This window comes from Anseongella ginsenosidimutans, assembly GCF_008033235.1.
GTDB lineage: Bacteria > Bacteroidota > Bacteroidia > Sphingobacteriales > Sphingobacteriaceae > Anseongella > Anseongella ginsenosidimutans.
Genome location: NZ_CP042432.1, coordinates 1,788,931 through 1,812,323, shown reverse-complemented (window position 1 = coordinate 1,812,323; position 23,393 = coordinate 1,788,931). Strand labels below are relative to the sequence as shown.

18 protein-coding genes and 1 pseudogene are annotated in these 23,393 nt (G+C 51.4%); 7 read left to right on the top strand and 12 right to left on the bottom strand.

The annotated features are described in order from the left end of the window. The first annotated feature begins 52 nt into the window (after positions 1-52). The 6 genes from metH (at position 53) to FRZ59_RS07635 (ending at position 9,272) form a co-directional block, all read left to right on the top strand. Entirely contained in the window at positions 53-3,739 is a 3,687-nt protein-coding gene (gene metH, locus FRZ59_RS07660) for a methionine synthase (protein ID WP_132129336.1), read from the top strand. A 71-nt stretch (positions 3,740-3,810) separates the two neighbouring features. Next, the gene (gene metF, locus FRZ59_RS07655) at positions 3,811-4,764 is read left to right on the top strand and encodes a methylenetetrahydrofolate reductase [NAD(P)H] (RefSeq protein WP_132129335.1); all 954 of its coding nucleotides are present in this window, start codon (positions 3,811-3,813) and stop codon (positions 4,762-4,764) included. Between the two features lie 67 nt (positions 4,765-4,831). Beyond that, on the top strand, positions 4,832-5,758 hold the full coding sequence (rsgA, locus tag FRZ59_RS07650) for a ribosome small subunit-dependent GTPase A (RefSeq protein ID WP_132129334.1): 927 nt from the start codon (positions 4,832-4,834) through the stop codon (positions 5,756-5,758). 32 nt (positions 5,759-5,790) lie between these two features. Continuing rightward, positions 5,791-6,243: a D-aminoacyl-tRNA deacylase gene (dtd, locus tag FRZ59_RS07645; protein ID WP_132129333.1), complete on the top strand. Its 453-nt coding sequence runs from the start codon at positions 5,791-5,793 to the stop codon at positions 6,241-6,243. A 113-nt stretch (positions 6,244-6,356) separates the two neighbouring features. Continuing rightward, the gene (locus FRZ59_RS07640; protein WP_225975240.1) at positions 6,357-8,912 is read left to right on the top strand and encodes a glycoside hydrolase family 9 protein; all 2,556 of its coding nucleotides are present in this window, start codon (positions 6,357-6,359) and stop codon (positions 8,910-8,912) included. A gap of 33 nt (positions 8,913-8,945) precedes the next feature. Then, positions 8,946-9,272: a nucleotide pyrophosphohydrolase gene (locus FRZ59_RS07635; protein WP_132129331.1), complete on the top strand. Its 327-nt coding sequence runs from the start codon at positions 8,946-8,948 to the stop codon at positions 9,270-9,272. 518 nt (positions 9,273-9,790) lie between these two features. On the opposite strand, the gene FRZ59_RS07630 is transcribed toward FRZ59_RS07635, so the two are convergent. The 5 genes from FRZ59_RS07630 to FRZ59_RS07610 all read right to left on the bottom strand — a co-directional run bounded on the left by FRZ59_RS07630 (position 9,791) and on the right by FRZ59_RS07610 (position 14,510). Beyond that, on the bottom strand, positions 9,791-10,534 hold the full coding sequence (locus tag FRZ59_RS07630; protein WP_132129330.1) for a 2-phosphosulfolactate phosphatase: 744 nt from the start codon (positions 10,532-10,534) through the stop codon (positions 9,791-9,793). A gap of 46 nt (positions 10,535-10,580) precedes the next feature. Next, positions 10,581-11,669: a glycine cleavage system aminomethyltransferase GcvT gene (gene gcvT, locus FRZ59_RS07625; protein WP_132129329.1), complete on the bottom strand. Its 1,089-nt coding sequence runs from the start codon at positions 11,667-11,669 to the stop codon at positions 10,581-10,583. 117 nt (positions 11,670-11,786) lie between these two features. Further along, entirely contained in the window at positions 11,787-12,392 is a 606-nt protein-coding gene (gene rnhB / locus FRZ59_RS07620; protein ID WP_132129328.1) for a ribonuclease HII, read from the bottom strand. Positions 12,393-12,394: 2 nt separating this feature from the next. Beyond that, entirely contained in the window at positions 12,395-13,540 is a 1,146-nt protein-coding gene (locus FRZ59_RS07615) for a glycosyltransferase family 2 protein (protein ID WP_132129327.1), read from the bottom strand. Continuing rightward, positions 13,521-14,510, bottom strand: a complete 990-nt coding sequence (locus FRZ59_RS07610) for a lysylphosphatidylglycerol synthase transmembrane domain-containing protein (protein ID WP_132129326.1) — start codon at positions 14,508-14,510, stop codon at positions 13,521-13,523. The genes FRZ59_RS07615 and FRZ59_RS07610 overlap by 20 nt, the downstream gene beginning before the upstream one ends. A 64-nt stretch (positions 14,511-14,574) precedes the next feature. On the opposite strand from FRZ59_RS07610, the gene ruvC reads away from it, so the two are divergent. Continuing rightward, complete coding sequence (gene ruvC / locus FRZ59_RS07605; protein WP_192901601.1) at positions 14,575-15,132, top strand: crossover junction endodeoxyribonuclease RuvC; 558 nt, start codon at positions 14,575-14,577, stop codon at positions 15,130-15,132. 519 nt (positions 15,133-15,651) lie between these two features. On the opposite strand, the gene FRZ59_RS07595 is transcribed toward ruvC, so the two are convergent. The 7 genes and pseudogenes from FRZ59_RS07595 to FRZ59_RS07565 all read right to left on the bottom strand — a co-directional run bounded on the left by FRZ59_RS07595 (position 15,652) and on the right by FRZ59_RS07565 (position 23,390). After that, on the bottom strand, positions 15,652-15,831 hold the full coding sequence (locus tag FRZ59_RS07595) for a hypothetical protein (protein ID WP_132129325.1): 180 nt from the start codon (positions 15,829-15,831) through the stop codon (positions 15,652-15,654). Positions 15,832-15,884: 53 nt separating this feature from the next. Further along, entirely contained in the window at positions 15,885-16,730 is an 846-nt protein-coding gene (locus FRZ59_RS07590; RefSeq protein WP_132129324.1) for a fumarylacetoacetate hydrolase family protein, read from the bottom strand. Between the two features lie 42 nt (positions 16,731-16,772). Then, entirely contained in the window at positions 16,773-18,425 is a 1,653-nt protein-coding gene (locus tag FRZ59_RS07585) for a UxaA family hydrolase (protein WP_132129323.1), read from the bottom strand. Between the two features lie 5 nt (positions 18,426-18,430). Then, a complete protein-coding gene (locus FRZ59_RS07580) occupies positions 18,431-20,005 on the bottom strand; it encodes an aldehyde dehydrogenase (NADP(+)) (RefSeq protein WP_132129322.1) in 1,575 nt (524 codons plus the stop codon). 99 nt (positions 20,006-20,104) lie between these two features. Continuing rightward, positions 20,105-20,863 (bottom strand): glucosamine-6-phosphate deaminase, encoded by a 759-nt coding sequence (locus tag FRZ59_RS07575; protein WP_132129321.1) that lies wholly within the window; start codon positions 20,861-20,863, stop codon positions 20,105-20,107. Further along, a pseudogene (nagA, locus tag FRZ59_RS07570) lies at positions 20,850-22,051 on the bottom strand (N-acetylglucosamine-6-phosphate deacetylase). Before nagA ends, FRZ59_RS07575 begins: the two are co-directional and overlap by 14 nt. Then, on the bottom strand, positions 22,026-23,390 hold the full coding sequence (locus FRZ59_RS07565) for a sugar MFS transporter (protein WP_132129319.1): 1,365 nt from the start codon (positions 23,388-23,390) through the stop codon (positions 22,026-22,028). Before FRZ59_RS07565 ends, nagA begins: the two are co-directional and overlap by 26 nt. Between the last annotated feature and the right edge of the window lie 3 nt (positions 23,391-23,393).

The following is a 23,393-nucleotide window of genomic DNA, read 5'->3' as shown; positions in this document are numbered from 1 at the left end:
ATCAGGGCCGCGAGGCCCGAAGGGTTACAAGACCGGGTTAAAGATCAGAGCAATGAGCATAGAAGAGATTCTCAGACAGCGGATCGTGGTGCTGGACGGCGCAATGGGCACCATGATACAGCGTTACAAGCTTTCCGAAGAAGACTTCCGGGGAGAACGCTTTCACGACCATCCGAAAGAGGTGAAGGGCAACAATGACCTGCTGTCCCTGACCCGGCCGGATATTATCAAAGATATTCACAAGGCCTACCTGGATGCCGGGGCGGATATTATTGAAACCAATACCTTCAGCTCCAACACTATTTCCATGGCCGACTACAGCATGGAAAGCCTGAGTTACGAGCTGAATTTTGAATCGGCGCGCATTGCCCGGGAAGCGGCGGCAGAATTCACCCGCCTGAACCCGGACAAGCCGCGTTTTGTAGCGGGGGCCGTAGGCCCGACCAACCGCACGCTTTCGCTTTCACCAGACGTGAACGACCCGGGCTACCGTGCCATTACCTGGGAGCAATTGTACCAGGCCTATTCCGAACAGATCTCAGGACTGATTGACGGCGGGGCGGATATAATTTTGATTGAAACCGTATTTGATACGTTGAATTGCAAGGTAGCCCTCTATGCCGCTAACGAATTATTCGCTGAAAAAGGGAAAAAGCTGCCGCTCATGGTATCCGGCACCATTACCGATGCCAGCGGACGTACCCTTTCGGGGCAAACCGTAGAGGCCTTCCTGAATTCCGTCTCCCATGCGGACCTGCTTTGCATCGGGCTGAACTGCGCGCTGGGCGCAAAGGAAATGCGGCCCTATGTGGAAGAACTGGCCAATAAGTCCACAGCATTCGTCCATGCCTATCCTAATGCCGGCCTTCCGAACGAATTCGGCGAGTACGATGAAACGCCTAACCAGATGGCTGCCGTGCTGAAAGATTTTATTGCCCACCGGTTTGTAAATATGGTGGGAGGCTGCTGCGGCACAACCCCTGATCATATCCGGGAAATAGCCGCGCTGGTGGAAGGCGTTCCACCAAGGGAGCTGCCGGTTGTTGAGCCGCACCTGCGCCTGAGCGGACTGGAAGCCCTTACGGTAACCCCCGAATCCAATTTTGTGAATATCGGGGAACGAACCAATGTGACCGGGTCCCCGAAGTTTTCAAAACTCATCCTTTCCGGGGATTATGAAAGCGCACTGGCTATCGCGCGCCAGCAGGTGGAAGGCGGCGCCCAGATCATAGATGTGAACATGGATGAAGGCATGCTGGACGGCGTGGAAGCCATGACTAAATTCCTGAACCTGCTTTCGGCGGAGCCCGATATCGCCAAGCTGCCCATTATGGTGGATTCCTCCAAATGGGACATTATAGAGGCCGGCCTGCGCTGCCTGCAGGGCAAAGCCGTGGTCAATTCCATTTCCCTGAAAGAAGGAGAAGAAAAATTCATTGAACAGGCAAAGAAAGTACGCCTTTACGGGGCCGCCGTAGTAGTAATGGCCTTTGACGAGCAGGGCCAGGCCGATAATTTCGAACGCCGGAAAGAGATCTGCAAACGCTCCTACGATATCCTTACCCAGGAAGTGGGCTTCCCTCCACAGGATATTATCTTCGACCCTAACATACTCACGGTCGCCACCGGCCTGGAAGAGCATAATAACTATGCGGTAGACTTCATTAAAGCCACCCGCTGGATCAAGGAAAACCTGCCACTGGCCAAAGTAAGCGGGGGCGTGAGCAATCTATCCTTTTCTTTCCGCGGTAATAACCATGTCCGGGAAGCCATTCATTCAGCCTTTCTGTATCATGCCATTAAAGCGGGCCTGGATATGGGCATTGTGAATGCCGGCATGATAGAAGTGTACGATGAAATACCCAAAGATCTGCTGGAAATGGTGGAAGACGTGATCCTGAACCGCCGGGAAGACGCTACCGAACGACTCATTACCTATGCCGAATCGGTAAAATCCGCCGGCAAGACCCTGGTAAAGGATGACGCATGGAGAACAGGCACCGTGGAAGAGCGGCTGGCTCATTCCCTGGTAAAAGGCATCATCGACTACCTGGACGAAGATGTGGAAGAAGCCCGGCAAAAATACCCTAAACCCCTGGAAGTGATCGAAGGACCGCTGATGGACGGGATGAACATCGTAGGGGATCTTTTCGGTTCCGGAAAAATGTTCCTGCCGCAAGTGGTAAAAAGCGCGCGTGTGATGAAAAAGGCAGTAGCTTATCTCCTGCCCTTCATTGAAAAAGAAAAAGCGGCGCAGCCTGGCAGCAGCTCATCGGCCGGAAAAATACTCATGGCCACCGTCAAAGGGGATGTTCACGATATCGGAAAAAACATCGTAGGCGTGGTTCTTGCCTGTAATAATTTTGAAGTAATTGACCTCGGGGTCATGGTTCCCGCCCAAAAGATACTGCAAACCGCCCGGGAAGAAAAAGTGGATATGATCGGGCTCAGCGGGCTCATTACTCCTTCCCTGGATGAAATGATGCACGTAGCCAGGGAAATGGAACGGGAAGGCTTTGATATACCCCTGCTGATCGGAGGAGCCACAACCTCCCGTATCCACACCTCCGTGAAAATAAGCCCGGGCTATTCAGGGCCTACGGTACATGTCCTGGATGCCTCTCGAAGCGTGAACGTTGCCAGCAACCTGATGAATACCGAAACGCGCGGCGAATATATACGCAAAATAGCCGAAGAATACCGCAAGGCCCGGGAACAGCACCTCAGCAAGCGCAGCATCAAAACCTACGTGAGCCTGCAGCATGCCCGGGAGCATCGCACCCCCATTGACTGGGCGGCGACAGCCATTACCCGGCCCCGGTTCCTGGGAGTGAAGGTATTTAAAGACATGAATCTTTCGGAGCTGGAGAATTTCATCGACTGGACCCCCTTTTTCCAGACCTGGCAGCTGCACGGAAAGTTCCCGGACATCTTTCAGGACAAATTAGTGGGCACCGAAGCGGCAAAACTTTTCGAGGACGGCCAGGCCCTGCTCAAACGGGTCATCCGGGAAAAGATGCTTACCGCCAGCGGAGTGATCGGATTCTGGCCGGCCAACAGCGTGGGAGACGACATTGAACTGTACACGGACGAAAGCCGGAGCGAAGTCCTGGCTACCATTCATACACTACGCCAGCAGGGCGAAAAGGCAAAGGGGCTTCCTTACCACGCCCTGTCGGACTTCATTGCGCCTAAAGAAACCGGCATTGCCGATTACTGGGGAGGCTTCGCGGTCACTTCCGGCATTGGGATTGAGCAACACCTGGAAGACTTCCGGAAGAATATGGACGATTTTAACAGCATCCTGTTAAAATCCCTGGCTGACCGCCTGGCAGAAGCCTTTGCCGAGTGCATGCATGAAAAGGTACGCAAAGAATACTGGGGCTACGCCCAAGGCGAACACCTCAGCAACGAGGAGCTGATCAGCGAAAAATATGCAGGCATTCGCCCCGCCCCCGGTTATCCCGCCTGTCCGGATCATACCGAGAAACGCACGCTTTTCAACCTGCTTCAGGCCGAAAAGAATGCCGGCATAGAACTAACGGATAGCTATGCCATGTACCCGGCTTCTGCGGTGAGCGGGTTCTATTTCTCCCATCCCGCCTCGAAGTATTTTGGCCTGGGAAAAATAGAAAAAGACCAGATTGAAGAATACGCCACCCGCAAGGGCATGGGGGTGGAAGAAGTTGAACGCTGGCTTGCTCCGAATTTGGCTTATGAACCGGCTTCCAGGGTTTAAAGTTCAAGGTTTAAAGTTCAAGGTTTAAAGTTTAAAGTTTTTAGTTTTTAGTTTCCAGTTTATAGTTTTCTATGAAAGTAACTGACCACCTGAAGAATGCGAAGAAGACGCTGTTCACGATAGAAATTCTGCCGCCTGTTAAAGGGAAGAGCATTCAATCCATCTATGACGCCATTGATCCTTTGATGGAATTCAAACCTGCTTTTATCGATGTTACCTATCTCCGTGAAGAATTTATTTATAAGAAGCGGGAAAACGGTCTGCTGGAAAAGGTAGCCTATCGGAAAAGGCCCAGCACGATCAGTATCTGTGCCGCGATTATGAACAAATATAAGGTCGATGCGGTACCGCACCTGATCTGCGGCGGATTTTCAAAGGAGGATACGGAAAACGCTCTTATTGATCTCAATTTCCTCGGTATCGAAAACGTATTAGCCTTGCGGGGCGACGGAGATAAAGTAACCGGGGAATTCGTTCCCGAACCCAAAGGGCACGCCTACGGATGCGAATTGGTTGAGCAGATTGTCTGTATGAACAAAGGAAAATACCTTGATGACGAGCTGTTAAATGCACATCCTTCGGATTTCTGCATAGGGGTCGCGGGGTATCCGGAAAAACATTTTGAGGCTCCCAACTTAAAAACCGATCTAAGATACCTGAAGCAAAAGGTAGATAAAGGCGCCGATTACATTGTCACTCAAATGTTTTTCGACAACAAGAAATACTTCGAATTTGTAAAAGCTTGCCGGGATTTTGGCATTAATGTGCCAATCATTCCGGGATTAAAGCCCATTACCACCCTTAAACAACTAAGCACCCTGCCCAAGGTCTTTTATATTGATATTCCCGAAGAGCTGAGTGAAGAAGTGATTAATTGCAAGACTAATGCGGACGTCTGTCAGGTGGGAACGGAATGGATGATCGCGCAATGTAAGGAATTGATTGACTACGGCGTTCCGTGTCTTCACTTTTACACAATGGGCCGGTCGGAGCCTACCCGGCAAATAGCGGAGGCACTATTTTAAAGGGAATCGTCCGCGCGGCGGCTTGTTTTAAAGCCGGGAAAAAGTAACTTCGCAGAAAACCAACGTTTTGCAGGGAATCGTTACCAAATCCACGGGAAGCTGGTACATCCTCAGGGATGAGGCAGGTAATTTTCATGAATGCCGCATCAAGGGAAAATTCCGGATCAGGGGAATTTCCACCACCAACCCACTTGCCGTCGGAGACCGGGTGGAATTTGACCCCGGAACCGGGGCAATTGAACAGCTTTACGAGCGCAGGAACTACATAATACGGCGGGCCACCAATCTTTCAAAGCAGGCGCATATAATTGCAGCCAATATAGATCAGGCCTTGCTGATCGTGACCCTTGCCCGGCCAAGGACCTCCATGGGCTTTATTGACCGTTTCCTGGTAACGGCTGAAGCCTACAGCATTCCCGCGGTACTAGTATTCAATAAAATAGACATTTACACCGCCGAAGGAAAGGAGCTGCTAACAGAAATAAAAGATATATATACCTCCATCGGCTATCCCTGCCTGGAAGTTTCCGCGCTGGAAAACATCAACCTGGATGATCTCAGAAAAACCCTTTTAATTAAAACCAGCTTGTTCGCCGGGCATTCCGGGGCCGGCAAATCCACGCTCATCAACAAGCTTATTCCTGATCTTGATCTTAAAACCGCATCCATTTCCGACTTTTCCGGGAAAGGTATCCATACCACCACCTTTGCAGAAATGTTCGCGCTTCCAGGCGAAAGCGGCGGTACAGCGGCGGGATACCTGATCGACACTCCCGGGATCCGGGAATTTGGTATTTTCGACATAAAACGGGAAGAGATCTCTCATTACTTCGTGGAAATGCGGGAACGTTTTAACCAGTGCAAATTCGATAACTGCCGGCATATCAACGAACCCGGATGCGCCATTATCCGGGCTGTTGAAAACGGCGAGATCGCGCTCAGCCGCTACGAAAGTTACCTGAGCATGTACGAAGGCTTCGATAACCGCGCCTGATTCGGAAGTTCAGGCCTGATATTTATACCCAGATGCGCACGATCATTCAAAGAGTTACGCAGGCTTCAGTAGAAATAGCAGACCAGGTAAAGGGAAGCATCGGCCCCGGCCTCCTGGTATTGCTGGGGATCGAAGAAGGTGATTCGGAGGAAGATGCGGCATGGCTGGCTGCAAAGATCGTGAACATGCGGATCTTCGGCGACGCCGATGGCCTGATGAACCTCAGCGTGCAAGCCGTTAATGGCGACATACTCCTGGTAAGCCAGTTTACTCTCCACGCCCAGATCAAAAAAGGCAACCGGCCCTCTTTTATCCGCGCCGCGCGCCCGGAAAAGGCCATCCCCTTATATGAAAGGTTCATCGCCTTACTGGAAACCCAGCTTGGCAAAAAGGTCCAAACCGGCGAGTTTGGCGCTTATATGAAAGTAAACTTGCTTAACGACGGGCCGGTTACTATTTTTATTGATACAAAGAACAAAGAGTGATTTATTTGCCCGGACGCCGGTAGAACGGTCGCGGGCCGCTTCAAACGCCGGAGAGGTGTCACGCCGGGGCTCGCGCCCTGGCGGCTACGGATCAATTCAAACTGCAAAGCATCATGAAAAAGTCAGGGCACTTGTTTTCGCTTTTCTTTTTTTCGTTCTTTTTCCTTCTTGTCGCCGCGGCGGCGGGGAATTTGGCAGCGCCGGAGAATAACAGCGACGCGCCGGATGCGGCACGGGGAAACCTGGATGCGCCGGAGAATAACAGCGAGGCGGCGGATTCGGCCGCGGAGAGTAGCTGGATACGGGTGAACCAGATGGGATATTTGCCTGAAAGCATTAAAACGGCCGTCTTACTTCGCAAGGAAAAAGATTTCCCGCTGAAGAAGTTTGAGCTGCGGGATGCGCTCACCAACGAGGTGGTGTACCAGTCCGGGGAAGCAGCCTCTTTCGGAGAATATGCCGCCTTCAGCAATTCATTCCGGCTTGATTTTTCGGAATTCAAGACACCGGGAGCCTATTATATTACGGCGGAAAAGCTGCGGTCGCCGGTTTTCAGGATCGCCCATGATGCCTATCAGGGTGCGGCTGACTTCCTGCTGAAATACATGCGGCAGCAGCGCTGCGGGTACAATCCTTACCTAAAGGACTCCTGCCATGTGCAGGATGGTTATATTATCTATCACCCAACGCTTGATTCAACCCATATAAACGTTACCGGGGGCTGGCACGATGCCTCGGACTACCTGCAATACGTCGCCACTTCGGCCAATGCCGTCTTCCAGATGCTGCTGGCCTACGAGCATTATCCCGCCGCCTTCGGGGATGCTTACAATGCTTCCGGCGAGCCTGGCAAAAACGGCATACCCGATATCCTGGACGAAGCAAAATGGGGACTGGACTGGCTCGTACGCATGAACCCGGCTCCCGGCATGATGTTCAACCAGATCGCGGATGACCGGGACCACGGCGGCTTCCGGCTTCCAACCGAAGACACGATCTCTTATGGGAAGGGGCTTAAGCGGCCGGTCTATTTCGTGAACGGGAAGCCACAGGGTCTGTATAAATACCAGAACCGTACCACCGGCGTCGCTTCCACCGCCGGTAAATATGCCTCCGCATTTGCGCTGGGAGCCATGTTGCTGGAAAAGCATTACCCGGAATTCAGCCAGCTGATCGACAAAAAGGCCGTTGAAGCCTATGAATTCGGCCTGAGTGATACCGGCGCCTGCCAAACGGCTCCCTGCAGAGCCCCCTATTTTTACGAAGAAGATAACTGGACCGACGATATGGAACTCGCCGCGGCACAGCTGTTCCGGCTCACCGGGAAAAAAGAATATCTGCAGCAGGCCGCGGCCTTCGGCCGGAAGGAACCCAAAACTCCCTGGATGGGAGCAGACACCGCCAGGCATTATCAATGGTACCCATTTTTCAATGCCGGACATTACTTCCTGGCTGCCCAGAAAAACTCCCCGGAAATATCGGATACCTTCCGTAATTATTACCGGGACGGACTGGAAGCAGTACTGCGCCGCGGGGAAGACAATCCCTTTCTGAACGGAATCCCCTTTATCTGGTGTTCCAATAACCTTACCACCGCCCTGCTGAGCCAGTCGGCCCTGTACAGGAAAGCGAGCGGCGATACGGCTTTTCTACACATGGAAGCTTCCCTGCGCGATTGGCTTTTCGGATCCAATCCCTGGGGAACCAGCATGATCGTCGGCCTTCCCGGGAACGGCGACACACCCGTTGACCCCCATTCGGCCTTTACGGCCCTGCATAATTTCCCCATTGACGGCGGGCTGGTAGACGGACCTGTTTACGGCAGCATTTTCGCAAGCCTGAAAGGCATCCACCTGGCCGGCGGAGACGAGTACGCTCCCTTCCAGTCCCGGCTCGTGGTCTACCATGACGACTACGGTGATTATTCCACCAATGAACCCACCATGGACGGAACGGCCTGCCTCACCTATTACCTGGCTGCCCTCGGATCAAAAGGGCTTGAAAAAACGCCCCTGAAAAATACGCAAAGGACGCTCGGGGCCGTCACACGAATGGACAGCACGCAAAAGAACATCTACCTGATCTTTTCCGCTCATGACTTCAACGAAGGCGGAACCGCTATCCGGGAAAGCCTCGCTGAAAACGATGTGCCTGCTTCCTTCTTCTTTACCGGCGAATTTTACAACAGCAGGCAAAACCGCCGGCTGATCCGCGGATTAAAGGATGACGGCCATTACCTGGGGCCGCATTCCGGCGCACATCTCCTGTATGCCCCTGGGATCAACGCGACTCCACCCTCATCACCCGGGAAAGGTTCCGGGAAGACCTCCGCGAAAATTACCGCGCAATGGCAAAATTCGGCATTGAAAAGTCAGCGGCGCCTTATTTTCTGCCTCCCTATGAATGGTATAACAAGGAAATTGCCCGGTGGACAAAGGAAGCCGGCCTCCGGCTCGTCAATTATACGCCCGGAACCGGTACCGCACGGGACTATACCTGGCCGGAGCTGGGAGAAAAATATACCGGCAGCCAGGCCATACTCAATGACCTTCTGGAAACAGAGCGCCGCTCCGGCCTCAACGGGCATATCCTGCTCGTACACCTGGGAACGGATCCGCGGCGGGAAGACAAATTTTACTCAAAGCTGGATGAGCTTATTCAGCAGTTAAAAGAAAAAGGATATCAATTCAAACGTTTTGGAAATGACAATTAAACAGGCGCAGGAGCAAGTAGACCAATGGATCAACACCACGGGAGTCCGCTATTTCAGCGAGCTCACCAATATGGCCATCCTCACCGAAGAAGTAGGAGAGGTCGCCCGGATCATGGCCAGAAAATACGGAGAGCAATCAGCCAAAACCTCCGACACCGGCAAAGAACTTCCCGATGAACTGGCCGATGTGTTATGGGTACTGCTTTGCATCGCCAATCAAACGGGGGTTGACCTAACAACGGCCCTGGAAAAGAATTTCGAAAAGAAGACCGCCCGCGACTCCCAAAGACACAGGAATAATGAAAAGCTTAAATGACCTTCCTTCGCAAATTTTTTAGTTCGTAGGTTTTAGTTTTTGGTTTTTAGTTTGTAGTCCTTAGTTTGTAGTTTGTAGTTTTTAGTCCTTAGTTTTTTAGTTTTTTAGTTTGTAGGTTGAGATCTGAGTAGTTTTAGGTCTTTAGTTTGCGCAATCCGGGAACTTTGTAAACCGCGCACAGCAATCGCCCCATCAATAGCGACAGTCGTACTCCCTAAACCATCTCCTCCAACTAAAACCCAGAAACCTGGAACCTCGAACTTGCACCTAGAATTTGGAACCGTGAACTTTAAACCTTGAACCTTGAACTTAGAATCTTTAGCTATATACCAAAGACTATAAACTATAAATTATAACCCCTGAACCTGGAACTTTGAACCTGGAACTTTGAACCTTGAACTATAAACCTGGAACTTTAAACCTTGAACTATAAACCTGGAACCTTGAGCTAAAATCCAGAATCTAAAGACTAAAAACTAGAAACCAGAAACTAAAAAATTAAGACTAAAAACTGAAAACTAAGAACCGCGACGAACCCGTGAAATCGTCGTGGGAGTCATTTTCCGGAGCCGGCCATTTTCCAAAATGGGAACGGATGTACAGATGTCGGTCTGAAGGCAAAAACAAATATCTTCTTCGATGTTCAGTTTTTCCAGCCGGATGCTATGGGACGATTTACGGAGAAAATCCCGGAGATCATCCTTCGCCATCAGGTAAAGTTCTTCGGCGGCGATACCGGCATCATCCACGTTCTGTATATCTTCCCGCAGGCAGTTAACCACGGCTCCCGCGAAAAGTGTATCCTCCAGGTTAAACATACCTTTCCAGCCCGCGCAGAGCAGCAATACGCTCTTCTGCTGACCCTGGAGATAATCGCATAAAGCCGTCTTGTTCAGGAAGGACCCGATCACGATCTTGTCCGCCTGGAGCGATTGATGAAGCGCCTGTGTTCCGTTCGTGGTCGTCAGCACGATTTGTTTCCCTTTCACCTTTTCAATCGTGTACGAAAAAGGAGAATTCCCGAAATCAAACCCTTCCACCACCTTGCCTTCCCGTTCAGCCGCAAGAAGAAAATCACTTCCTCCATATTGCAGGCATTCCTCCACCGTTGCTACCGGTATGATCCCCTCTGCGCCGTTATCTATTCCATAACAAATAGACGAAGAAGCCCGGAAGATGTCAATGATCACTACAATGCTGTCCCGGATGTCGTAGAGCGGCAGCAGCGCGGGCGTAAAACAAACCTCTAATTTCCGCACAATATTCAGTACTAGTTAAGATTCTATTAATTTTATTATTTGGGAAAAGCTACTGGCCGGCTTTATAAAAGGGCGGTTTAACCACCCGGGCGCCCACGGCCTGGCCCCGGATCAGAATATTCAACAGCGTTCCTTCCTTTGCGAAGGCCTTTTGTACATATCCCATTCCAATTCCTTTTCTCAGCGAAGGCGCCTGTGTTCCGGAAGTAACCTTCCCGATAAGCGCCCCCTCCTTGTCCGTTATTTCATAGCCCTGCCGGGGAATGCCCCTTTCGAGCATTTCAAAGCCCACCAGCTTCCGGCTTACTCCTTTCTCCTTCTGCAACTGCAGGTTAGCTGAATTTACAAAGTCTTTTGTGAAACGCGTGATCCAGCCCAGCCCTGCTTCCAGGGGCGAGGTTGTATCATCAATATCATTGCCATAAAGGCAAAAGCCCATTTCCAGTCTCAGCGTATCCCGGGCGCCCAGCCCCGCAGGTTTTATCCCGTAGGGCGCGCCTGCTTCAAATATACGTTTCCAGATTTCTTCCGAATGCGTTTTTTCAAAATAAATTTCGAAGCCTCCTGAACCGGTATAGCCTGTTGCAGAGACCAGTACATTGCTAATGCCGGCAAATACTCCCTTTTTAAACGTATAATGCTCCATAGCACGAAGGTCTATTTCCGCCAGGGGCTGAAGGGCCTCAGCCGCCAGGGGCCCCTGCACCGCCAGCAGGGAAGTCCGGCTGGAAATATCGATCATTTCTACATCAAAACGATTATATTTAGACAGGTGGGCCCAATCTTTTCCGATGTTTGCGGCATTTACTACCAGCATATACGTCTTTTCATCAATCCGGTAAACCAGTAAGTCATCCACGATCCCGCCGTTTTCCTGGGGCAAACAGGAATACTGTACTTTTCCGTCAACAAGGACCGAAGCATCGTTGGAAGTCACGTACTGCACAAGATCAAGGGCACCTTCCCCTTTTAAGATAAATTCACCCATATGGGAAACATCGAATACGCCCACTCCTTTTCTTACCGCTTCATGTTCGGCGGAGATTCCCTCGTATTGCACCGGCATGGAAAACCCTGCAAAAGGCACCATTTTGGCCCCTAGCTGCTCATGAAGGCGGTGAAAGGCTGTAAAATTCATACTCGTTCAGGTTAACCGTTGATTATTTGGTTGTCAAAGGTAAAAATAATTGATCACAAAATAATATTCCGCAGCGCAGCGCTTCGTTCCGCGGTTCCGAGTCTCCATTGCTGATCCCTAAAACTCCATTTCCAGCTGCTCCGGCAGCAGCCGGAAGGACCTCCGGTGGTAGGCAGACAGGCCGAATTGCCGGATGGCGTCCCTGTGGGCAGAAGTAGGATACCCCTTATTACTATCCCAGCGGTAGTAAGGGCACTCTGAGTGAAGTTCCCGCATATGGTCATCACGATAAGTTTTGGCGAGTACAGAGGCGGCGGCAATCGAGTAATAAAGGCTATCGCCCTTTACAATGCATTGATGGGGAACTTCCCTGAATTTTTTAAATCGGTTACCGTCAATGATCAGGTGCTGCACCTGGCAGGAAAGCTGTTCCACCGCCCGGTGCATCGCCAGGAAAGAAGCGTTCAGGATATTGATACTATCAATTTCTTCATGGCCGGCAAAGCCCACCGCCCAGGCAAGGGCATGTTCAAGAATATATTCCCTCAGCAGATAGCGCGTATCTTCTGGTAATTGCTTGGAGTCGTTCAGCAGGGGATGCTCAAAATCAGCGGGCAAAACAACAGCCGCCGCAACCACCGGGCCAGCCAGGCAACCGCGTCCCGCCTCGTCGCAGCCGGCTTCAACGACGTCCTTTTTATAGTATGCCAGGAGTTTATTCATGCTTATTTCACCTGCCTTCCCTTCCAGCGATAGGATCTTCGCTGCCCCGCCAGCCCGATGTATGACATGTACACGACGTGCAGCAGGTTCAGCAAAGGCATCCACACCAGCAGCGGCAGCCTGCGGAAAAACCCGGCCAGGAAATAAAGAAATACGATTTCCACCAGGATCTTCAGGCCCAGCATGCCCAGCAGCGGGACGGCAAAGTTAAAATTAAACAAAGTTAAACAGGCATTCAAAAGAATGAACACATTAAAAAAATATACCGAGAGCCCCAGCGCCACCACGAGCTTGTTCCGGTATTTGATACTCTTGGAAGCCCAGCGTTTCCGCTGATCCAGGAATTCCCTCAGGTTCGCTTTGGCATGCGTATATACAATGGCCTGCCGCGACTTTACAAAACCAATTTTATTATAATACAGCGCCGCCACCTTGTGCAGCAGCAGTTCATCATCCCCCGAAGCCAGGTCATCAATGCCTTTAAAACCCTCCACCTGAAAAAACACCTCCCGGGTATAGGCCAGGTTAGCCCCGTTGCACGTACTCGGAAACGCGTTCCCGATGGCGGAAGCACCCAACCCGATCAGGTACATGAATTCCAGGCTTTGCAGCCGTTCGAAAAGCGAATTCTCTTCCGAAAACGCTACGGGCGAGGAAATAAGTTTATACCCATGCTCCTCGTAGGCGGAAACAATAGCAGCCAGCCATTGCGGCCCCATCCAGCAATCAGCATCCGTCGTGACGATCAGCTCGCCCTTTGCCACTTGGATGGCTTGCGCAATCGCCTTCTTTTTATAGGAATTAATGGGTTTATGTTCATTCATGGTGATCAGCCGAAGTTCCGGCTGCAGGCCCGGCTGCTGAAAGGAACGAACCATCTCCGCGGTGCGGTCGGTAGAATGATCATCGATCACGATGACCTCCAGCAATTCCGGGGGATAATGCTGTGCAATAACGGCTTCCAGGCACCGCCCGATTGCTTTTTCTTCATCACGCGCAGCAATAAGCACGCTTACCCGTGTAGAAAATCCTTTTTTAGGCGGCGCCGGCCTTTCAAGGCGGTTCCATCCCCGGATAAAGCTGATCACGATCACCAGGTAGGCTACCGTCAGCAGTATAGAAATAAATTCAATGATTGTTTCCGCCATTTCCCCCGAAGAAATTTGCCTTGAACACAAAAAACAGCCCGGCAATGGCCGGCAAGATAATATTTACGATCCACACCCCAAAGGCGGAAGCCAGCACAAAGGAAGCGTCCGCCGGGGAGACCACGAAGCCGAAAAAATAAGCCGATGTAGCGCCCCGTACCCCCAGATCATCAAGCATAGCCATCGTGGGAATAATGGACTGCACCATCAGGATCACGCTGATCAGCATCATGGAAGTAACGTAATCAATGGAAGGGAGGAATAAATGGATCAGCAAAAAATGCTGCGTAGTAAAGATCGCGTAGCGCAACAGGCTATATAGCAGGCTTACCATGAGTTCCTTCTTCCGGTACATCAGCAATACCTTGAAATAACGCCGGAATTTTTTCAGGAAACGAAAGGACAACAGGATCATATACAGCCAGCGCACATTAAAATAGAAAAGCACAAACAGCAGGCAGAAAATAAGAATGCCAAGCCCCAGGGCAATCTGCAGGGCCTGGTTAAGGTCAATAAAGCGAAGTGCAAAAAAGTAAAAAGCCACCGCCCCAACCACATTCGTCACAAGCATCTGGCCGAAAGCGCCCACCCACATGGCAAAAGCGCCCTTTACCCGGTTACCACGTTCCAGGTACAGGATACGCCCCCCGTATTCTCCCACCCTGTTAGGAGTAAAAATAGCAAGCGTTAGCCCCGCCAGCAGCGATTCGGTAGATTTCCAGAGTGAAACCTTCTCAATTTTCCGGACCAGGTACTTCCACTTGAACACCTCCACTCCCCAGTTAACCAGCATCAGGCCACCTGCGAAGGAAAGTAGCCAGATCGTGCGGGGAGAAAAGGGCTGCTTAAAAAATGCCCGTATCTTTTCCAGCGATTGCGGTTCGGAAAGCTTGTTATAGATAAACCAGCAGGTAAGCGCCAGGATGATGAGCTTCAGCAAGACGGCTATGGTTCTCTTTCGTATTCGCATGCGGTTGTTTGTGGCGCAATTTTACAAAATTTAATCGGGGGATTTTTCGTTACTTTTGGGGTGAATGATGGAAAAAGACGAGATTATTTTGGGAATTGATCCGGGTACGTCTGTGATGGGTTATGGATTGGTGAACCGTTGCGGGCAGAAGCTTTCGCTGATAAGTTTGGGCGTGGTTCAGCTGGGGGCTTTTGATAATCATCCGCTGAAACTGAAAAATATTTTTGAACGTACCTTGTCACTAATTAATCAATACAAGCCGGATAGCCTGGCCCTCGAGGCGCCGTTTTATGGCAAGAATGTTCAGGTAATGCTAAAACTCGGCAGAGCGCAGGGCGTGGCAATGGCGGCCGGGCTTTACCGCGGGATTCCCATATTTGAATATTCGCCAAAAAAAATAAAGCAATCCATAACGGGGAACGGCAATGCGGGGAAGGAACAGGTGGCCGGCATGCTCAAGCAATTGCTTAGCTTCTCCGAAAGCCCGGAATTCCTGGATGCTACCGACGGGCTTGCGGTGGCTGTATGCCACGCCTTCCAGAGAAACCCGACCGGCGCTCCGCAGAAACAGTATTCGGGTTGGGAAGCGTTCGTTAAAGCGAATCCTGGGCGGAAGAAATGAATGTAATCTTTTATAATATACAGTTTGTAGTTTAAAGTTCAAGGTTTAAAGTTCAAAGTTTTTAGTTTGCAGTTTAGGGTCGCCGTTTAAAGTTCAAGGTTTAAGGTTCGACGTTTAAAGTTCAAGGTTCAAGTTTAAAGTTTAAAGTTCAAGGTTCGAGGTTCCAGGTTCAAGTTTAAAGTTCAAGGTTCAAGTTTAAAGTTCAAGGTTCGAGGTTCCAGGTTCAAGGTTTAAGGCTCGATGTTTAAAGTTCCAGGTTCAAGTTTAAAGTTCAAGGTTCAAGGTTCGAGGTTCCAAGTTCAAGGTTTAAGGTTCGACGTTTAAACTACAAACTAAAAACTACAAACTACAAGCTAAGAACTAAAAACTATAAGCCAAAAACCTATAAACCAGCAGATAAAAGCTATAAACCAAAAACTATAAATTATAAACCAGAAACCATAAACTAAAAACTATAAACCAAAGACCATAAGCTAAAAACTATAAACAAAAACCAAGAACTATAAACTAAGAAAATTTTTAGCTTAAAAATTTTTTGTTAAGGAAGTAGTAAAACAGGCCGCCGGATATGAAAAACAGCAGTGTTTGGATAAGCACTTCGACTAGGAAATCTTTTTCGCCCCTGTAGTACACGAAAAAAGCGATGATAAAATATCCAAGGCTGGTAATGGAGGCGACGATCAGCGATTTCTTTTTCATTCGGCAAAGATACAAATACATGCGCGTAGGAACCTGGTTTTCAAAAAGGGTTGTTAAAGGTTCTTCCCGACATAATTCACGAGTACGCCTATCGGGGGAATGCTGATGCGGATCTCGTCATGCAGCGCAAGGGTAAAATCGTCCGGTGGAATGATTCCGGTGCCGGTCATCAGGAAGCAGCCGTTAGGAAAAGAACATTCCCGGAAAAGAAAATCTTTCAGTTCAGGGAAAGAGCGTTTAATCCGGCTCAGGGAAGTACGGCCTGTGAATACCGGTTGGCCGCCGCGCCGGATCTCCAGGGAGATCTCCGTTTCGGGAGGCAGGGGCTTTTCGGTCACATAAATGCAGGGGCCCAGCCCCGCGCAAGCATCATATACCTTGGCCTGAGGCAGGTAAAGCGGATTTTCTCCCTCGATGCTGCGGGAACTCATATCATTGCCTACCGTATAGCCCTCAATCGTTCCGGCGGAGGAAATAAAGAGTGTCAGTTCGGGTTCGGGGACATCCCAGGCGGAATCCTTCCGGATGTTGACGGTTCCTCCCGGCCCTGCGGTGCGTGCGGCGGTAGCTTTAAAAAACAGCTCGGGGCGTTCCGCATTATAAACCCGGTCATAAAAGCTGCCGCCCCCGGCGGTTTTCGATTCCTCCATGCGCGCTTCCATGCTTCTCATATAGGTTACGCCCGCGGCCCAGATTTCCTGGGAGCCAACCGGCGCGGCAAACTCAGCCTCCTCCGGCAATTCGCCTGCCACCTTAGCAAAATCCTTCAATTCCTCTTTAAGGAGGGAATAAAGCCCTTTTCGGTTAATAAAAGTATCCCAGGCAGGAATATCCTTCTGGTAAAATTCGCCTTCATGTTCGATAAAGACAGTAGCGGAACCGGTCTTGAATACTCTCATATGTTTAAATTTTAACGGACTCTGATGGCCGGCAACCGGCGCTTAAAGTGAAACGCCCCGTTTCCAGGGAATAAAATCATCCTGTGATAATTGCTGAGCCTTAGTTTTACGATTGCCGCTGGCAACTTCCAGCACATATTCCAGCATACGGTCGGAAACCTCATCCAGGCTTTCCTTCCCTTCGATGATCGAACCTGAATCGATATCAATGATATCGCGCATGCGGCGGAACAGGGAAGTATTGCTTGATATCTTAATTACAGGGGCAATGGGATTTCCGGTAGGCGTTCCCAGGCCGGTGGTGAACAATACGATATTGGCTCCTGCAGCTACCTCGGCCGTGGTGGATTCCACATCATTTCCGGGTGTACATAACAGGTTGAGGCCGGGTTTTCGCACCAGCTCGGGGTAATCCAGCACGTCCACTACCGGAGAAGATCCGCCCTTCCGGGCAGCTCCCGCTGATTTAATCGCGTCGGTAACCAGGCCGTCGCGAATATTTCCCGGGGATGGATTGGCGTCAAAGCCAGAACCTACCGCTTTGGCGCGCTGGTTATAATTTTGCATCAGTTCCAGGAATCTTGCCGCCAGTTCCCGGCTCACACAACGATCGGAAAGCTCCTGTTCCACGCCGCAAAGTTCGGGAAATTCGGAAAGGATCACCGAACCGCCTGAAGCCACCAGCTTATCCGCCACTTTTCCAACGGCGGGATTGGCTGAGATACCGGAGAACCCGTCAGAGCCGCCGCACTCCATACCCAGGCATAACTTACTGATGGGGGCTGGCTGCCGGACCTGTTCATTCGCTTTAATAAGGCCCGTATACGTCAACTTCAGGGCTTCAGACAACATCTTCTTTTCCGAGCCCATTTGCTGTTGCTCCAGGAAATGCAGCGGACGGTCGTATTCCGGGAAACGCGCTGCGATTTCATTTTTCAGCAGCGCGATCTGGGCATTCTGGCAGCCTAAGCTCAGCACGGTAGCCCCCGCCACGTTCGGATGGGTGATGTAGCCGGCCAGAAGGCCGCAGAGCGTGCGGGCATCGTCCCGGGTACCGCCGCAGCCCATTGCATGCGTCAGGAATTTAATGCCGTCTATATTCGGAAAAAGCGAGGATTCGGGATATTCGTAACCTCCTTCCGGCAATTCATACCGCAGCAGCTCCTCCATGCTTTTTCCCTGCTGATGCTGCCTGGATAGTTCATGGAGGAAGCGTTTGTAATATAGCCCTCCTCCCGGATTAAATAAGTCATTAAAGGCGTCGCGGATCGCATCCACGTTCCGGTTCTCGCAAAACACCAGTGGAAGGACGATCCAGTAATTGGCCGTCCCCACTCTCCCGTCCGCCCGGTGATACCCCATAAAGGTGCGGCCCCTCCACTTGCTGACGTCAGGCTGCTCCCATGCCATATTTCCGGCTCCGTTTACCGAATAGCTGCCGGTGGCGTGCCTGACGTTTCCTGTGGTGATCAAACTTCCGGCGGGAATATCTTCCGTGGCAACACCCACACAAATCCCGTACATATACAACAATTCCCCCCGTGGGATAGCTGAGAGCGCGATTTTATGCTTGGCAGGAACGGCTCCCCTCAATTCTACGCTATCCTCCCCCGTCCCGACCATCGCACCGGCTTCCAGGTCGCTCAAGGCCACCAGCACATTATCACTGGCATGCACTCTCAATACGTTTCGCATCAATTTTAAAGATTTTTCGTAAACTCTCCATTCACTAAGCGCCAGATGCCCAGCGGATTTTCATCGGCCAATTCCTCCGGCAGGCTGGCCTGGGGGAAGTCCTGGTAACAAACCGGGCGCGTAAAGCGATAAATGGCCATTGTCCCTACCGAAGTTCCCGAGGGGAAGGTAGTAGCGGGATAGGGCCCTCCATGGACCATCGCCGGACTCACCGCCACCCCGGTGGGAAAACCGTTGAAGATCAGCCTTCCGGCTTTTTCTCTCAGCACAGCTACCAATTCCCCGTAATTCTCCAGGTCTTCTTCCGTACCATGAATAGTAACCGTCAACTGCCCTTCAAGGTTTTCGGCCAGCTTCAATAGCTCTTCAAAAGTCTTTGCTCTTACATGAACGGAGCCCGGCCCGAAGACCTCTTCGGCGACGGCCGGGAACTTCAATACGGTTTCCACATCCGTCTCCAGGAACTGAGCGCAAGCCATCCCTTCCTTTTCCGGCCCGCCACCGCTTATATTCTTTAAATTGAATTCTTCCGTCAGCCGCCTGATCCCGGCGGTATAACTTGAATGTATTCCCCGCGTAAGCATGGGGCCGCTTTCCGCGTCTTTCAGCTTCTCCTTCAGAACAAGTGCGAAGGCTTCCGCCTCGGGTGCGTCCATGGTAACAAAAAGCCCGGGATTGGTGCAAAACTGTCCCGTTCCCAGCGTCACGGAGCCCAGGAGCCCGCCGGCCAGGGCTTCACCCTTCTCCTTTAGCGCGCCGGGAAGCAAAAATACCGGGTTAACACTGCCCATTTCCGCAAATACGGGAATAGGTTTTTCCCGCCGGCAGGCCGCGTCAAATAATGCTTTTCCTCCCCTGAAAGAACCGGTAAAACCAATAGCCGATACCAGCGGATGGTTCACCAGGGCCATTCCCACTTCATGCGAACTTCCCTGCAGCAGGGAAAAAACCCCTTCCGGCATATTACAAACCAGGGCTGCTTCCTTTATGGCGTTCCCTACGAGAAAAGAAGTACGGGGGTGCGCAGGATGCGCTTTGAAGAGTACCGGGCAGCCCGCCGCCAGCGCGGAAGCTGTATCCCCACCGGCTACCGAAAAGGCCAGCGGAAAATTACTCGCCCCGAAAATACTGGTTACGCCTAGTGGCACCTGCATCTGGCGAAGGTCCGGCAATTGCTTTGCCGCATCCGCGGTATCAATCCGTGCATTTACCCAGGAACCTTCTTCCAGCAGGCGGGCAAAGAGGCGAAGCTGGTTTACCGTACGGCTTCGTTCGCCGTTAAGCCGCCCGGCCGGAAGTCCGGTTTCCCTGGCGGCGGCCTGCGTCAGCTCATCGCCCAGGGCTTCAAGGCCAGCTGCAATGGCATGCAGGAATCCGGCTCTTTCCCGCCCGGGAAGGTTTCCATATTTTTTGAATGCTGCCGCAGCCAGGGCGGCGGCCGCATTCACTTCCTCAGTAGTGGCGTCTGTAAAAACTTCGGAGATCTGTTCCTGCCTCACAGGATCGTATGCCCGGAAAGTCCGGTCACCCTTTTTGGATAGGCTGTACCCGATTATCTGGCCGCCTGCTTCATTATGCATGATGTTTAAATTTCAGGTAAATTGCCAAAAAGGCATCTATTTCACAAATATTGCGCAATTTCCTGATTAAATTTATGCAAATGGCGGCTAATACTGGTACTATTTTAGCAAACCGCCGCTCGCTTCATCGATAAAAAGGATCGCCTGGGGGTGCGTTCTTAACACGGTAGAGGGATACTTCTCGCTAACCGGCTGATGTTTTGTATGGTGTACGGCCCGCGCCTTGTTCTTCCCCGGCACGATGCAGAAAACGAAACGCCCCCGCATCAGGGCGGGTACCGTGAGTGTGAGGGCATAAGCCGGCACTTCTTCCAGGCGCGGGAAACAACCGTCGTGTACCTGCTGCATCCGGCACTCCCGGTCCAGGTCAACGATTTTCACCAATTTACTGTCGTTGAAATCAGCTACATGAGGGTCATTAAAGGCAATGTGGCAGTTTTCACCGATGCCCATGCATACAATGTCCGCCGGATATCTTTCCAGCAAGGCAGCGTACCTGCTGCATTCCGCAGCTGCATCGGCCGCGTTGCCATTGATATAATGTACCGAATTAAAAGGAGCCTTATCAAACAGCCTTTTCTTCAGGAAATTGCCGAAGCCCTGGGGAGCGTCCCCGTCCAGGCCCTGGTATTCATCCATATGGAAGGCATTCATACGATTCCAGGGAATGTCTTTTACTGAAAGATCCGCCAGGAATTCTTCCTGGGAAGGCGCCGCTGCAAAAACCAGGTTTACCTGTTCCTGCTGATCAAGAAGCCCGCGTATTTTGCCGGCCACGGCGCCGGCCGCCGCTGCACCGAGCTGTTTCCGGTCATGGTAAATTTGTACCTGAAGCCTGTCAACTTTACTTGTTTCCATTGTTTTCCTTTTCATAAACCGTCTTGCCCCTGACCATCGTTCGCAGCACGTTAATATTTTCGTCAAAAATGACAATATCCGCATCCTTTCCCCTTACCAGCGAACCTTTCCTGGCGGCTACCCCCATAATGCCGGCTGGTGTAGCCGTGATCATCCGTACGGCGCTGGCCAGGGGTATTTCCCCCAGCTGGACCATGTTACGGACCAGCCGGTCGGCGGTTGCTACGCTGCCGGCGAAAGCGCTGCGGTCGGGCAGCTTGGCCACTCCGTCTTCCACGATCACCCTGGTTCCGTCATGAAGCGAACCCAGGATACTCTCGCCAGGCGGCATTCCCGCGGCCCGCATGGCATCAGTTATTAGCGCGATCCTGTTCGGCCCCTTGATCTTGTAAACAAGTTTCAGCAGCGGCGCAGGCAGGTGGATCCCGTCCGCGATGAGTTCCACATCCATTTCATCAATCAGGTAAGCGCTTTCGATCACGCCGGCATACCGGAAAGCATTTCGCCTGGTAACGCCGGACATGCAGGAATAAAAATGCGTAGCCAGCGAATACCCGTTCTCAACTGCTTCAAGCACTTCTTCATAGATCGCGTCTGTATGCGCAATGGCCGCAAGGATCCCCTTTGAGCGGAGGTATCTTCCAAAGGGAATGGCGCCTTTTAGTTCAGGAGCCGCGCTCCAGCGGACAATATGGGGGAACTGGCAATCACTTCTTCGTATTCCGCGGGATCCGGCTCACGGATATACCGCGGGTCCTGGGCTCCCCGCTGGCTCATGGCAAAATAAGGCCCTTCCAGGTGCATACCCAGGAATTCCGCGCCGGACACATTCTTCGCTTTGGCCCTTTCATAAAGGGATAAGGTATGCAGCAATTCTTCCTTTTCGCTGGTGAGCGTAGTGGGCACCATTGAAGTAGTACCAAAGCGGGCATGCGTTTCGGCTATTTTCAGGAAAGCATCTTCGTTTCCATCCATAAAATCATGCCCCCCGCCTCCGTGAACGTGTATGTCAATAAAACCCGGCGCCACATAATTTCCTCCGGCATCTATTTCAATTGCATTTTTTCCCGGCATATGCCCTTCCCTCACTTCCGCGATCCTGCCGTCTTCTATCAGTAAAGAGCCTTCCGGAATGATCCGGTGCGGAGTGATTATCCGCGCGTTAACTATTTTTGACCGTACTTGCATAATCTGATTTTTGACCCGGCATGAGACTCCAGCTGCTGACCCGGTAGCCGTGGAAAGCGTAGTAAATGAGGTAGAGGTAACAGGGGAAGAGTACCCAGTAGGCGCTGCGAACATTATACATATCGGCGAAATAACCATACAATAAGGGCATGAGCGCATTCCCGCAAAGCATCATGATGAGGATGGAAGCGCCAAGTTTGGTGAAGCGGCCAAGGCCGTTCATGGCCAGGGGCCAGATACCCGCCCATACCAGGGAATTAGGCAGGCCGAGTAAAACAACAAACCAGATAGAAATGTCTACGGAATGGCCAAGCAGCGAAACCGGCCCCCTGGCAAAAATTATCAGCAGGGAAAAGACCATCCCCAGCACGGTACATACACGGAGCGCATTCGCCTGGCTGATGTACTTTGGAATAAGCACAATACCGGTAAGGTAGCCGCATATGGTGATAAACAAGGTATAGGAAGGAAATACTTTCGCCTCCAGCAGGGATACTCCCATAGAGCCCGCATAAGGGATGATCGTGTCCACCGCAATCACCTGCGTGCCCACATGCAGGAAGATCGCCAGCGCTCCCAATATCAGGTGCGGGAACTGGAAAATAGTTTTCTTGCCCAAGTTCGCGCTGGCTACTTCCGGGCTTTCTCTTTCCGTATCGATCTCCGGCAGCGGAGAATAGCGGACCAGCAGCCCCCAGCCCAGCAGAACTGTACCCACCACGGAATAAGGTATGATCACCCTTCTGATCAGCTCGTTCAGGGCGGCGTCACGCTGCATATCCGTCATAGAGGAGAGCTGCCGGATCATTTCGTCGTCGGTGGGCCGGAGGATCACGGCGGCAAACAGCAAAGGAGCCAGGATACCCGCTCCCTTATTGCAGATACCCATGATGCTGATACGCTGCGCCGCCCGCTCCCGGGGTTCCAGGATGGTAATATAAGGGTTAGCCGCCGTCTGCAGGATGGCCAGGCCAATGCCAATCAGGAATAAGCCGAACAGGAAAATGCCATAGGTCCTGCTCATCGCTGCCGGCACGAACATATAAGCGCCAATGGCCATCGCGATGAATCCCAGCATCATCCCCTTCTTAAAGCCCATTTTCTTCAGCAGGTACGATGAAGGCACCGACATAAAAAAATAGGAAATATAAAACGCAAGCGCTACCAGGTAGGAATCAAAATTACTCAGCTCAAACGCTATCTTGAAATAAGGGATCAGGATCGCGTTGATCCAGCTTAAAAAACCAAACAGGAAGAACAGCGAACCGATGATCAGAATGGAAATAAGCGTATCCCTTTTGTTTAATGAACCTGCGTCAACTGCTTCAATTTGTTTCATCTT